16 protein-coding genes are annotated in these 13313 nt (G+C 45.7%); 1 reads left to right on the top strand and 15 read right to left on the bottom strand.

The genetic code is table 11. The annotated features are described in order from the left end of the window. Window positions 1-199: 199 nt before the first annotated feature. The 13 genes from VZF35_RS18875 to VZF35_RS18815 form a co-directional block, all read right to left on the bottom strand. Window positions 200-370 carry a DUF362 domain-containing protein gene (locus VZF35_RS18875; protein WP_407307414.1) on the bottom strand — a complete coding sequence of 57 codons (171 nt, stop codon included), beginning with the start codon at window positions 368-370 and terminating at the stop codon, window positions 200-202. A 352-nt stretch (window positions 371-722) separates the two neighbouring features. Further along, window positions 723-1022 carry a VWA domain-containing protein gene (locus tag VZF35_RS18870; protein ID WP_407307412.1) on the bottom strand — a complete coding sequence of 100 codons (300 nt, stop codon included), beginning with the start codon at window positions 1020-1022 and terminating at the stop codon, window positions 723-725. Then, on the bottom strand, window positions 989-2047 hold the full coding sequence (locus tag VZF35_RS18865) for a VWA domain-containing protein (RefSeq protein ID WP_407307410.1): 1059 nt from the start codon (window positions 2045-2047) through the stop codon (window positions 989-991). The genes VZF35_RS18870 and VZF35_RS18865 overlap by 34 nt, the downstream gene beginning before the upstream one ends. 4 nt (window positions 2048-2051) lie before the next feature. Continuing rightward, the gene (locus VZF35_RS18860) at window positions 2052-2960 is read right to left on the bottom strand and encodes an AAA family ATPase (RefSeq protein WP_407314711.1); all 909 of its coding nucleotides are present in this window, start codon (window positions 2958-2960) and stop codon (window positions 2052-2054) included. A gap of 48 nt (window positions 2961-3008) precedes the next feature. Further along, window positions 3009-4175 carry an N-acetyl-alpha-D-glucosaminyl L-malate synthase BshA gene (gene bshA, locus VZF35_RS18855; RefSeq protein WP_407307408.1) on the bottom strand — a complete coding sequence of 389 codons (1167 nt, stop codon included), beginning with the start codon at window positions 4173-4175 and terminating at the stop codon, window positions 3009-3011. Between the two features lie 58 nt (window positions 4176-4233). Further along, entirely contained in the window at window positions 4234-4593 is a 360-nt protein-coding gene (locus VZF35_RS18850) for a YlbF family regulator (RefSeq protein WP_407307406.1), read from the bottom strand. 87 nt (window positions 4594-4680) lie between these two features. Then, window positions 4681-4908, bottom strand: a complete 228-nt coding sequence (locus VZF35_RS18845) for a hypothetical protein (RefSeq protein ID WP_407307404.1) — start codon at window positions 4906-4908, stop codon at window positions 4681-4683. A 58-nt stretch (window positions 4909-4966) separates the two neighbouring features. Continuing rightward, on the bottom strand, window positions 4967-5374 hold the full coding sequence (locus VZF35_RS18840; protein WP_407307402.1) for a hypothetical protein: 408 nt from the start codon (window positions 5372-5374) through the stop codon (window positions 4967-4969). 78 nt (window positions 5375-5452) lie between these two features. Further along, complete coding sequence (locus VZF35_RS18835) at window positions 5453-5944, bottom strand: hypothetical protein (RefSeq protein ID WP_407307400.1); 492 nt, start codon at window positions 5942-5944, stop codon at window positions 5453-5455. A gap of 12 nt (window positions 5945-5956) precedes the next feature. After that, window positions 5957-6718, bottom strand: coding sequence for a histidinol-phosphatase (locus VZF35_RS18830; protein ID WP_407307398.1), 762 nt, complete (start codon window positions 6716-6718; stop codon window positions 5957-5959). Between the two features lie 22 nt (window positions 6719-6740). After that, window positions 6741-8057, bottom strand: coding sequence for a metallopeptidase TldD-related protein (locus VZF35_RS18825; RefSeq protein WP_407307397.1), 1317 nt, complete (start codon window positions 8055-8057; stop codon window positions 6741-6743). Continuing rightward, the gene (locus tag VZF35_RS18820; RefSeq protein ID WP_407307395.1) at window positions 8054-9547 is read right to left on the bottom strand and encodes a TldD/PmbA family protein; all 1494 of its coding nucleotides are present in this window, start codon (window positions 9545-9547) and stop codon (window positions 8054-8056) included. The genes VZF35_RS18825 and VZF35_RS18820 overlap by 4 nt, the downstream gene beginning before the upstream one ends. Window positions 9548-9762: 215 nt before the next feature. Beyond that, on the bottom strand, window positions 9763-10275 hold the full coding sequence (locus VZF35_RS18815) for a GNAT family N-acetyltransferase (RefSeq protein ID WP_407307393.1): 513 nt from the start codon (window positions 10273-10275) through the stop codon (window positions 9763-9765). Window positions 10276-10513: 238 nt separating this feature from the next. Here VZF35_RS18815 and VZF35_RS18810 point away from each other — a divergent pair, with 238 nt between their 5' ends. Then, complete coding sequence (locus tag VZF35_RS18810; RefSeq protein ID WP_407307391.1) at window positions 10514-11428, top strand: Na/Pi cotransporter family protein; 915 nt, start codon at window positions 10514-10516, stop codon at window positions 11426-11428. A 5-nt stretch (window positions 11429-11433) separates the two neighbouring features. On the opposite strand, the gene mobB is transcribed toward VZF35_RS18810, so the two are convergent. Together mobB and glp are read right to left on the bottom strand one after the other, a co-directional pair. Continuing rightward, the gene (mobB, locus tag VZF35_RS18805) at window positions 11434-11961 is read right to left on the bottom strand and encodes a molybdopterin-guanine dinucleotide biosynthesis protein B (protein WP_407307389.1); all 528 of its coding nucleotides are present in this window, start codon (window positions 11959-11961) and stop codon (window positions 11434-11436) included. Window positions 11962-11963: 2 nt separating this feature from the next. Then, entirely contained in the window at window positions 11964-13178 is a 1215-nt protein-coding gene (glp, locus tag VZF35_RS18800) for a gephyrin-like molybdotransferase Glp (protein WP_407307387.1), read from the bottom strand. Between the last annotated feature and the right edge of the window lie 135 nt (window positions 13179-13313).

The raw sequence follows: 13313 nt of genomic DNA, 5'->3' as shown, positions 1-13313 counted from the left end.
TTGTACTCTTGCTAGAGCACAAGCCGTTAGTTGCACTGATATGCGCTGGCCATGGATGGCCGCCAAGTGTCCCTGAAACCAAGGACGGCGAGAAGGGACCTGTAGAAAGTATTTAACGCAGGTTATACTTTCTGACAGCATGGAAAAAGGAGAGTTAAAAACTCCCCTTTTTCAAACCTTGCAATTTCCAAATCGCCAATTAAGCTGGATTTGGTGCTTCAACTGGACAAACACTGGCGCAGGAACCGCAATCAATGCAAAGATCAGCATTGATAACGAATCTATCATCGCCTTCGCTAATGGCAGAAACTGTGCATTCTCCTTCGCAAGCACCGCAGCTAATGCAGTCAGAACTGATGACGTATGCCATGAATAACATCCCCTTTTTCTCCAACTTCAAAGTCAATATACCAAAGCTAAAGAAAAAAGGCAAGCATAAAAGATGATTATTCTGGGCATGATCTATAATTTATGTTACGTCAAATTATAGATCACGTTCAGGTCTGTATGGCACTTGATATAATCGACGCAAACAATGCGAGCAATAAGGTAAAACCCGGTTACTCACATGATTTCTTCGGAATAGAACATGTGCTAAATCTTCATGTTCAAAACCGCACGCTCTACATCTTTCCAACATTTTCTTTCCCTCACTTTGTGTAATTCAGAACAAGTAACTTATATACAGTATGCCCTTTTGTTCCGAAAATAAACACGCAATGCTAGAATTGTTGATTCAGAATCTGGGTTAAATGACTTAGGGTGTAACATTCATACATTTGACAAAAAGGAAGAAATGCTTTGACATATGGAGTTTCTTGCCAACGACGCTTAGGAAGGGTATTCAGCCAAAGCACTTCCCGGACGTGACGATGGATCAAGTCTAATAAAGCAGCTGCTTTTTCTCCCTCTAAAGTCTGAGCGTCGCTAACGATGATTAACAGGGTTTGCTTGGAAAGAGTATCTGGAAAGGTTTGTTTCAGACTCTCTAAGGCCTTGGCAAGATTTGTCCCTCCCCCCATTCTTTCCCTGAGAGGTTCAAAGCTTCCTTAATCATCTCTTCGAAGGTTTGACCTTTTTTCAATTTTCCGGTTAACGGAATCAGGGCTTCTCCAAAGGCAAAGGCCTTGATTCCACTCACAACCTTGGAAAGCCCATAGACAAATTGCCAGATAAACTCAGTATACTTAAGCATGGAACCGGAGATATCACAAAGTAATACAATTCTCGGTCTCCCTCTGCGCCGACTGCGGTAACTCCGTTCAATAAGCACCCCGCCATAGCGCAGGTTTTTACGCAGCGTCGTACGCATTTCTAATCCTCCGCGTCTGCGGTCTGCTCGATAACGTCGAGTAACTTGACTGGCAAGACGCTGACTGAGGCGACGAATTAGGCGTATAACTTCCGGCCATTCTTCCGGGGATATCTTCTTCAAATCTCGACTTAATACTTCTGCTTCCCGCTCACGAAGTGCGCGCTCCACTTCTGAAAATATCCCGTCGCTGGAACCCGGAGAAAGAATCGCTTCATCTTCATTTAATTTTTTGCGCCAATATTCCAAAGACCCGCGCAGAACCCGTTCCACCATTGGTTGATAGGTATGATCCACTGGGATACCGCTGCGGGTACCATTGGATGATTTTTCGAGAAAATCACGCAGACGCTGTTTATCTTTCTCCGGAAGGCTAGCATAAACGGCTCGTTGTTCTTCAGAGATTTCCAATTCATGGCCTTGAAAACGCAAGTCTTGTCGAGCGCTCTCGATTTGTTCATTCCATTGGCTTGCTTTTTCAGTGCTGTCTTTTTGCCAGGCCTCTTTTTGTTCGAGACTGGCAAAATAAGCGCGGAATGCTTCTTTAAAGGCTGGAATTTGACGAACATCTTTGACGAGGGTAGCCTGCAGCACGGCTTCGACGTTGTCTTTTTCCACCATCCCAAGTAAGGTTAACCCTCTTGTAGCATCGTAGATTTCTGATGGGCTTATCTTGAGTCCAACAGATCTCAATAATTGGGCAAATTCCACCAGGTGGCGATCTAATTCACTCACTCTCTCACACTTGGTGTCCATGAACATGCCTTTCTCCTTTGGTGACGTTACTCGACTCGAAAAGAAGGCGATCTGCCCCCATCTCTCGATAGAAGAGCTCGACATCCTCCTGACTCTTCAGTAACAAGGTCAAGGTCGCTTCCACCCAGGCAGGGTCCAGACCGGTTTTCCCCATGACAAGCAGAGCTTTAGCCCAATCCATGGTTTCTGAAACAGAAGGAACCTTATTTAAGGAGAGCTTTTCTCTAAGAATATGTACAGCGCGAGCCACTTCTAAAGCCAGTCGTTCCGGTAAATCCGGTACTTTCTTCCGAAGAATGCGAACTTCTTTATTGACCGATGGAGGCTCTACATTGAGGAAAACACACCGTCGTTTCAGTCCATCGGAAAGCTCTCTCTCACCATTCGATGTCAGGACAACCATTGGCCGCTCTTTAGCCCTTATCGTTCCCATCTCAGGAATCGTTACTTGAAATTCTCCGAGAAGTTCAAATAAAAATGCTTCAAACTCAGAATCCGTCTTGTCAATTTCATCGATTAACAAAACAGCTCGTTCCTGGCTTAGAAGAGCCTGCAGCAATGGCCGAGGCAGTAAGTAGTCTTTAGAGAATAGATCTTCCTCTTGTAATTTTTCCTGGCTCAACTGGATCTTTAGGAGTTGACGTTGATAGTTCCATTCATAGAGTGCTTTTGTCTCGTCCAAACCTTCATAACACTGTAAACGAATCAAAGGCGCATTAAAAACCTGACTAAGAACTTTGGCGATTTCCGTCTTACCAACCCCCGCTGGTCCTGACACCAAAAGTGGTTTGCCCAACTCAGTTGCCAGAAATGCCGTTAGAGCAATCCGATCATCTTGTTCCGTGATATAGCCAATATCTTCTAAAGCTTCTTCAAACTGATCAAGGGTCATCTGACTCATCTAAATCCCCCTCTTCATTTACTAGTGAGAAAGTAACCGTTATCTTCCAGCTTCCGGCCTCCGACTTTGGACTTCTGGCATCATGCATACCTCTCTGTACACTTTCTCATACCCCATAACTGCCCGTTCTACGGGAAATGTTTCTCTAGCCCAATGAATGGCCTGTTCTGAAAAAGCTCTATACAACGCTTCATCAGTAAGTAATCTCAAGACTGCTTCACTCATTCCTTGTACATCCCCTACATCCGCCAGGTAACCGGTCTTTCCATGGCGAATGACCTCCGGCAATCCCCCGACACGACTGGCAACCACAGGAACTCCGCAAGCCATGGCCTCAAGCGCAACTAAACCAAAACTTTCTTGTTCCGAAGGAAGAAGGAACACATCGACCATCTGCAGAATTTCAACGACACTCTCCTGCTTTCCTAAAAATTGAACTTTCCCTTCTAAGCCAAGTTTTAGAACTTCCCGCTCAACTTTGCTCATCTCAGGACCATCTCCGACGAGCAAAAGCCGACAGGGGATCGTCTTTTCGACTCGAGCAAAAATATTAACGACATCGACTACCCGTTTCACTTCTCGGAAATTCGAGATGTGGGCTAGAATCTTTTCCCCTTGGGGAGCAAAATATTTTCGGCACCGCCCTCCCATTAGACCTACCGAAGGAAAATACACCTTCGGATCAATGAAATTTGGGATCACGTCGATCCCTTGATCGGTTCTCCCAAACGTCTCTTCTGTTTCGCGGGCAAGGGCTTGAGAAACAGACGTAATCCGATCACTTACCCTCAAAGCTAATCGTGTCAACTGAAAAAATTCTTCAAAAGCACCTACCAATGTGACATCAGTTCCATGCAGAGTAGTCACTAAAGGCAAAGGCCTCGTCATCATCTGAATAGCCAAATAGGCACTGATACTGTGCGGAATAGCATAATGGGCATGGATCAGATCCAGCCCAACATAATCGGCAACTTCAACGATTTTATTGGCAAGCAGCAACGTATAGGGCGCTGTTTTAAACAGAGGATAGCTTACATCGGTCACCTCATGAAAAAAAAGCTGTTCATGATAGCGATGCAAGCGAAAAGGGCGAGACGAAGAAATAAAATGGACTTCATGTCCTCGCTCACCCAATGCATACCCGAGTTCGGTCGCAACAACCCCGCTTCCTCCATAACTCGGGTAACAAACCATTCCGATTTTCATAGATCAGCACCCTCTTTTATCCAACATAGTCTAATAAACTCCACCTAAAGACTAACGTTCAGGAGCTCATATCTTCAAAACCGATCGGCATGGCGTCTTGGATCGCTTCTCCGATGATTTGCTGAATATCATTAACCATACGTGATACTTCAAACTCTGCTTCTAAATACTCTCTTGCAGCAGGGTTGATACTTAATAAGCTATATAAACGTTCTAACTCTTGTTGTTTCTCCTCGCTGATTTCATTCTCCAACATTTGAGCTTCGCGGATTTCCCACTGTTTTAATTGAAACTCACGAACCATCTTGTGATTATTCGCATCACTCATAACTTTTTCCTTTGATTTATGAAACTGCTTAAATTCGTCCGATTCCTTGAGTGAACGAGCCAATTCGTGAGCTAAATCATGTGCAGCCATTTCAAAACTCCTCCTAGCCCCATATCTATATCTAATGTTGTCCATATTATATAAAATTTTGCCGATTGAAACAAATGACTCTGATCTTTAAAATCTCTTGCTGTTTAAAACCAGCTCCTCCAAGATATCGAAAGCTTGCAAGCGGCTATAAGCTAAGAAATCATCCCATTGATCTCTGCTAATTGCCCACGGGCAATGGACCGCTCTCCAACTGGCAAAACCTAAAGGGTTTCCGCCATACATTTTTCCAGTCGACGCTGCGAAAGACTTATAATTCCCGGGGCATGACTGTTGGTCGCAATCGGTTCGAGACAAAGAATCGGTTCCTCTTCATAGGTCACGAGTAAGCTGAATTTGGCCAGTTGTTGTATGTCTACGTTTTCTCGTCGAATCTCTCCTTCCAGAGGAACAGGATCCGGTTGGATAATCCCCCCATTTTTCGCCAGAAGTTTCGTTCTGCCGAACTATTAATCGAAGCGCAAACTCCTACCGCTCCCATCTGACTGGCGAACCGAACCACAAAGCGGGCAAAATCATAGTCAACTGTGCCCTTTAATTCTAATCCATCAATGAGAACAAGTCTTTCTGAGCTGCGCAAGGTTAACGCTCCTGCTCCTTCTTCTCCCAATTGAACGACATTATATCCCGGCAACATATGAATTTCTGGTTTCAACGAAGTTCCTTTTTCAGTTAGAAAGGCCCCCAGAGCTAAGGCCCAATCTTCAAGACATTCTTCATTCCAATCCGATTGCGGGTTAATTTCAATTTCTATCCAAGGCATTGGCACGTCTCCTTTACAAAGCGGCTACATTTTGTAGTGTTGCACTGTAAAGGCAAGTCTATGCCAACCCATTCTTAATTAGCGCAGCCTTTCAAGCAACGTCCAATCCCGCGCTTGGAAGTCAAAAAATAATAGCCAAATTATCTCAAAATCCGACGGTGGCACAGCAATTTTACAGGCATATGTTTCAAAATCAAGCATGTGAAAAATTGGAGAAACGACTCGAATCAAAAGGGCTAGAGGATCCTGGTGACTATACCCTCTAGCCTTTTCACTCTTTTGCTGCAGTAAAACATTTAATCGCCGGATATATTCCTCAATATATTCGGGAGGATGACTCTGAGCACGAGAACGTCCAAACACGGATCTTGCCTCTTCTGAATCGTAAAAAAGGTGCGTGATTTCTACTCCTAAACGACTGCCATCCTGTTGATTTTCTAAAACAATATCCGGGCGATCCGTATGTTTCAAAATGCTATAGTTTTTATTTTGTTGGTTATTCAATAGTTTCACTAAGGCTTGAGCAGCACCTTCTTCGATGAGCCATTTTTCATCAAGGGAATATGACACAGCACGATCCTCCTATTTCAAGGTGTAGCTAAGTTTATCAAGATTCCTAAAACCTATGACTGAACGTACTCCTATCTGACGCAATAATTCACTCGCTTCATCAATATCTCTGCCGACGGCCCCTGCACAATGGGCATCAGACCCTAAGGTAAAATCTATTCCTCTGCGTTTTATTTCCTCCATCAGGCATTTTTCGGGATAAAATTCTTGAATGGGTTTGTACCTTCCGTTTGTGTTAACCTCCAAAACCAGTCCATGCTCGGCAACTGTGGTTAAGGCCTCATCGGCAAGAGTTGTAACCTCGGATGTTGGCCGAACTCCGAACACTTTAATAAGATCGAAATGACCAATTGTCGTGAACAGCCCACTTTTGGCAGCCTGTGTCACCACACTGAAATACTCCCGATAAAGGTCATCCGCATCTTTCTGATGATGTTTCGGCTCTTCTTCTGGAATATCAAAAACCCAACCAGCAATTTCATGAACGGAACCTATAACGTAATCGAAGGGATACTGGTCCAGGAGGTTTCTAATTCTATCCTCTTCATTAGGTCGATATTCCGCTTCCAAGCCGATTCGAACTGCTAGATTGGGGTATTCCTGGGCCACTTCACAAATCAAAGGAAAATTCATTTGCTCCCAATAATAATCATGATCTGCAAACCCGATTTCCTTTAGTCCTCGTCGGGATGCCTCGTCTAAAAAGGCCCGAATGTTCTCTCGATTAGCTTCCCGGTCGTTATGTCCAAGTAGGTGAATATGTAAGTCTAACATCTCTAACTAGCTCCTCCTGATATTATAACGTTTGTACCCCAGTTTTTACTTGAAGGTAAGGATGTAAGCTCAGCTCTGACCGAGCAATTCTTGTCGTGGGCGCAGCCATATCGCTAAAAAAATTTCCCGTTAATTTTACATCGGTTCGCCCAACAATTTGCCCCTTAATAATTCTCAGACTATGAGGAGCGCTAAGTGAATAGGACCCTGCCACCGCATCCTGAGTATGTAAGCCTAATACCGATAATATCAAGACTCCGTCGTCGATAGTTTCTAGTGCCGTATTCCATGGAATCTCAGCAGTATGTGTAAGATATAGCCCTACGGAACCTTGAGGCAGTGCCGTTGGCTTCCCCCAACGCACAGCATCCTTCACACGGAGAAAAGGGGTCTGGAGCCTGCCATCAGTGACTAAAGCCGTCTGCGTAGCCGGTACCCCCTCAGGAGTTACCAAATATGACCCTAATTCAAGAGGCCGAAGCGGATCGATGATCAACGAAAATTGGGAACAAAAAACCTCTTTGTGATTCTGAAAGTTCTCTTGGGAAAATGCCCCCTGTCCTTCGATAACGCGATCTCCGGAAAAATTAGGCAATATAAACTGTCCCAGCAATTCCTCCGTCATTGAAGGCACAAAAATAACCTGAGTCTCTGATCCAATCGCCGGTGCCTCTTTAGCCATTCCTGCATATTGATTGACCGTCTGTAACCACAATTCTCTCTGTTCTTCCGAGCGGCTGAGACGACGTTTGGCAAATCCGCCTCCAACAAGACTGTCAAAGGAAAACCAGGATGCGAATTGTGATTGTTGATAGGTCACAGCAAGTCCTGTGGAAGTCCGAACATGCCGATACCCCCAAGCAGCTTGGATACTGCCCTGCATCTTAGCATTTTCAGGCTTTTCCTTAAGCCATCCTTTAGCAAGATCAAATAGTACTTCGTCGTTGCCCTCCAGAATGTTCTTGATATCCCGATCTTCCACTGCGACCAAGGGTAGTGGCTCGGGGGCCGGAATATGCGCGGCATCAGGATCTTTGTACGACGCTTGCTTCCACTGTTCCATTTCTTGCTGCCAAAACTCCTGACCATGCTGCGGGTTCAGTTGGACCATAGCCTGACTGCAGGTTCCATCTGCCCAGACCAAAAAGACGTCCCCGCTTTCTCCCTGACGATAACTTGGCGGGGTATACACGCTCCCTGGAGAATTATCCTTGATCCCTAAAGATACAGCCTCTGATTCATGCACCAAAATGCGCCAAGCTGACAACCTGAGATGTTCATGTTTCGGTGCATGTTCAAACTGATAAAAAAGATCCTCTAACTGCGCAACGAGTTTCATCCCTGTGCTCCTCCTAAACTGACTTGTTGATCAGGATCCATCAGAAGATAACGATGACTTCCTCCACTTGAAGGAACAGATTGCCCACCCTTACCACAGGTTCCAATGGCATCAAAACAACCTTCTCCAAGTCCGCCGCGAATCGCTTCTAAGGCCGAGAGGATTTTGCCGCTAAAGATCGAAGGCTGGTAAATTGGCAGATCCGGATCAGCAACATCGACAATTCCATCACATTGGAAAACGAAATCTCCCGTTTTTGGGTTAACTTGCCCGCCTCTATATCCTAATAAAAGGAGGTTTTTCTGTCCCTCAAGCAATTCTCCGCTTTCCAAAAGAATTTTACGAATGGCTCGTACCTCCTCCATCAAGGGCAACGCAGGAGGTAAGGGAAGCAACCGATCAACGAGAAGTCGGATATTACTCATGCGAGGTAATGGAACATTGTTATAGCTTTCTGCCCGCCCAGCGCCAGTAACTGGCATATCTGCTTCCTCAGCGGAGAAGACATCGCCTAATCCAGCTTCTAAAACCCCATCCCGTACAATGGTTACAGTCTGCCTTACAAGTCCATTGGCCGAATAGGGTTGATAGGCCCAATCACCCAACACCGGACCATCGATAATATTGACACCCGGTCTCGCTACGCGCAGACCTTTGCGCAGTTTCCCGTTTTCTCCCAGAACTGACTCACTCATGTGATCAGACTCTACTGCATGCCCAAAAGCTTCATGGGCCAAGCCTTTAGCTAAACCATAATCAATGATTAGAGGATAGTGACCGCTCGACAACTGCGGGGCAAGGCATATGTTGTGGGCAAATTCCGCCCGATCCATAGCCTTCTTTTCCAAAACTTGATCCTTTAGTTCCTCATAAAGTACAGTGGCATCCATTCCACTGCGATGAATAAGAGTACTCTGGGCCTTGCCCTGCGCTCGCACTGTTCCCTGATGCATCAGGACCGCTCTTGGAACTTCAAAGGACACAAGGGTTCCATCCGTTCTCCCGATGCACCAAACCTCTTCTACTTGCCGATAACTTGTCTGCCAGACACCCTGAGGAAAAGCACTCCTTAATCTCGTGTGCAGCGTCATAACCAACTCCTCAAGTTCCGCCAGAGGAATTTCTCCAAAAGCCTTTCGGGAAGGAGTTGCTTCCTCTGCTAAAACCTGCGGGGCTTCCCAAATCTGACAATTGAGTTTCGTTCCAAGAGTTTCATTTCTGGTGGCTAACTGAATCGCCTTTTCGACAAGTTTGCCTCCTGCTCCTTCCTCAAGAACATCAGAGGTGGCAAAGCCTGTCGCCCCACGCTTTGTAAAAGCCTGAACCCCAAAACCGCTGTCCCCACCCGTAGAAACTCGTTCAAACCGACCGTTACTTAAACGCATACTCCATTCTCGGCGAGACTGGGCGCGCACAATGACATACCCCTCAAACTTGGAGGCTTCTGTCAATACCTTGAGAACGAATGCTCTTAGCTCTTTTTGTTCCACAATTGCCCTCCTGTTATCGATCGTGCTTATTGTTGACCTAATAGTTCCCATAATAATATGGATATTATACCACAGACAGAAAAAATATCCCGAGGCCAGTATAAACATGAAGCCCTCGGGACACACTTTTATTAGTCTCACGTTTTTCTTTTTTAATCCCCACTCCTCTCTTTTACTTCACTTGCGACGAAAATCGTCGCAAGCTTTTTTATACTTTACTTTAGGGGTTTGACCATAATCTTACGTTCCTCAGCGAAACCCGCTTTTTCATAAAGGCGGAGTGCTGTTAGATTATGACTGCTGACGGCTAGCCCAAGATAAGAAACCTCATGTTGACGACAATAATCTTCCGCAGCTTTAAGAAGCTCTTTGCCAATTCCTTTACCTCTCCACTCCGGCAGTACCCCAAAGTCCATAACCCATCCCTGTAAAACTCCTGTCAGTTCTTCCCGGGACGAAGGGTGGAGTACTAAATACCCAATCGATTGCTCTTTCCCTGAATCTGTGCTTGCCCCCCCACTCCGCTCTTCTTCAGAGGCCTCGGCAATAAAGACGATTGAACCGGTTTGCTGAATCCAGGTCCAAAATCCTTTGAGAACAGTTTCACGATATTTGAGAGTTTCCTCCATTGGCTGTTCACGCCAGGGGGAAGCACTGTCTGGAATATTAATCTTTCCTAACCTATACATAAAAGGCCAATCACGATGATTCCCTTGACGCACTCGCATAACATCACCTCTTAAGTAAGGTATGCATACGTCAAATCCATGTCACTTTAAAGCAATATTTTTAATGTCGTTTTTTCCGCAGCCGGTCTCCACAACAGCGTGTCAATTTGTCGTTAAGTTAGCGAATAAGTTCTTGACGTAATTTCTCCTCAATATAGTTAATAGTATCCGGCACACACACCCGAAATGTCGAGCACATCACCGCTGCTCCCACTTTCTCCTGAAAGAAGGTGATCTCTTGTATCTGCTCACTCTGGTCTTGGGCCTGGGTCTTCTTCTATGGGGAATGAAAGAATTGCGGCAGGGGCTTCAGTCTTTCGCAGGACTCTATCTCCGCCAACTCCTTCTCTGGATGACCGCAACCCCAATCCGAGGTTTTTGGGCCGGAGGAATATGTACCGCTTTCCTTCAGTCCAGCACCGCCTTAACCGTCATGGCCGTCTCATTTGTCGATGCAGAACTGCTTCCCTTCGAAAATGCTCTAGCCCTGATTTTAGGCAGCAATATCGGTTCTACTCTAACCACACAATTACTCGCCTTACCTTTAGAGCAGATAACCCCCTATCTTTTAGCCCTTGGCGCACTCGGCTATCTATTCATCCCCAAGCGAATTCGCTATCTATTTTTAGCGGTCTTTGGCCTGAGCCTCCTCTTTTTTGCCCTAAGCATGCTGCAATCAGGAATGGCTCCGTTAGCCGACAAACCTTCCATTCAACAATTTCTTCAACAACTAGGTAATAACCATCTTAAAGGAGTTCTTGCCGGAACACTGCTTTCGGCCCTGCTTCATTCCTCCAGCGCTACAACGGGCATCGTTATGCTGCTTACCGAAAACGGCCAAATAACCCTCCCAACAGCGCTGGCCTTTATTTTCGGCGCCAATATCGGCACCTGTTTTACTGCCGTCCTGGCAGCTCTGGTAAGTTCAAGGGCTGCCCAACGAGTGGCTGTTTTTCATGTGTTGCTCAATGTCTTTGGTGTTTTGCTTTTCTTGCCTTTTGTCGGTCCCATGGCCCAAGGACTCAGCCTCATAGGAGGAAGCCTCTCTCGACAGGTTGCTAATGCACATACCCTCTTTAATATACTTTCTTCTCTTTTAGCGTTTCCTCTTTTACCAAAGGCCACTCAATTCTTAAAAAGAATTCTTCACTAAACCGTTTACATCTTCCTGGGCTTAACTCCGTACAAACTCTCGATTAAATCACAAATCCCAGGGGTATCGTCCAAACCGAAAGTAGGAACTTCAAGGTCGAAAGTCATGTCGCTGACAATAGCAATCAGTTCTTCCGGTTGACAGAAAAGCTTTTGGTGTACAGCCGAACGAAAAACTTCGATTTTGGGTTTGTTGCCCGATTTATAACCCTCAGTGAAGATCACATCGACGCCCCGAATTCGAGAGATCACCTCATCGAGTGGTTGATCTTCCGTAACTCTTTCCAAAACGGCAATCCTTTGAGGCGAACTGATTGCCACAATATCCGCACCCGCTTGAGCATGACGCCAAGTGTCCTTGCCCGGCTGATCCATTTCAAAACTGTGAACATCATGTTTCAGGGTTCCTACTCTCCATCCTCGGCGCTTGGACTCGTGAATTATCTTTTCTAAGAGGGTTGTTTTTCCTGAATTTGACCCTCCTCCTACAATTGAAATAACCGGAATTGGAGATTCTCCGTTCTTTATATCCATTATTAGCTCTCCCAATCCGCTATCCAATTTGCCATTAATAATTCTCCCGTCTTAACCGGACCATGATCGGCCGGTACATCCACTAACAGTTGACTGCCAATCATGGAGCGCAGGATTCCTGATCCTTGGGCTGGAGCCAGATCCGCCCATATTTCTCCATCTTGAAAAACAGCTTGGGCGCGCAAGAACCGCCGTTGCTTTCCGGTCTTACCAAAATCGCTTGCCATCCTCACTAAGAACTTTTTCTCTTCGACCATTGAATATCCTGCAAGTTTCGACAAGGCTGGGCGTACCAGAAGTTCAAACGTCACTACCGCAGCAGCAGGATTTCCCGAAAGAGAGAAAAACAGCTGTTTCCCTTTTTGACCTACAGAAGCTGGGGTTCCTGGCTTTAAGTTTAGCTTCCAGAAAAGCATGTCACATCCAAAGCGAGCCAAAGCATGACGCATGATGTCATAATCTCCCACAGATGCTCCTCCGGTTGTAATCACCATATCAGCGTCTGCCACCTCTTCTAAAGCTCTGAGGGTGTCCTCAATTTGATCTGAGACGATGGGGATCACAGTAACTTCGCAGCCAGCTTTTTGCAGCATTGTACGAAGTGTATAACTATTGCTATTATAAATCTTGGCAGGAAGCAGAGGTTCCCCAACATCCATCAGCTCTGCTCCAGTGGCAAGCAAACCAACCCGGGGCCTGCGATAAACCTGGATTTTATCCCAACCAACAGCCGCCATAAGACCTATTGCCGGTGGAGTTAAATAAGACCCACGCTTAAGCAGTACTTCCCCCTTTTTAATCTCCTCTCCTCGCTGGACAATATTGGAGCCCGGCCCAACAGGATTCAGGATTTTCACTTGATCCATGTCGGATTCCGTATCCTCTTGCCGGACGACGCAATTTGCTCCCGGAGGGATCGGAGCGCCTGTAAAGATCTGAGCTGCTTCTCCGGACACGATCTTCCGCTCTAAAAAAGTTCCTGCGGGAATTTCACTGACGATCGTCAGTTGAAGAGGTTTGACATCGGTCTCTTGAGCAAAATAAGCATACCCATCTAAAGGTGAGCGATCAAATGGAGGCATATCAATTTGAGCAGTTACATCCTGAGCTAACACTCTTTGAAAAGCATTAGCTAATGTAACGGCTTCATGTTCAACTGGGTGTATTCGTTCCAGCACCAATTCCTTCGCTTCTTCTAATTCGATCATAACTTTCATACACATACCATCCCTAATTTCCTCTCCGAACGTTTATTTATCATTTTGCCTTTAGTGTAGCGATAATCTCAGGCATTGTCAAAGAGAATACAATGTGAAATGGGGACGGCCCTTTTAACAAATCAGTGTGTTAAA

Source organism: Desulfosporosinus paludis, assembly GCF_045689965.1.
Taxonomy (GTDB): Bacteria; Bacillota; Desulfitobacteriia; order Desulfitobacteriales; family Desulfitobacteriaceae; genus Desulfosporosinus; species Desulfosporosinus paludis.
Note: the sequence above shows the minus strand (reverse complement) of the source record. Positions and strands in the feature narration are given on the sequence as shown.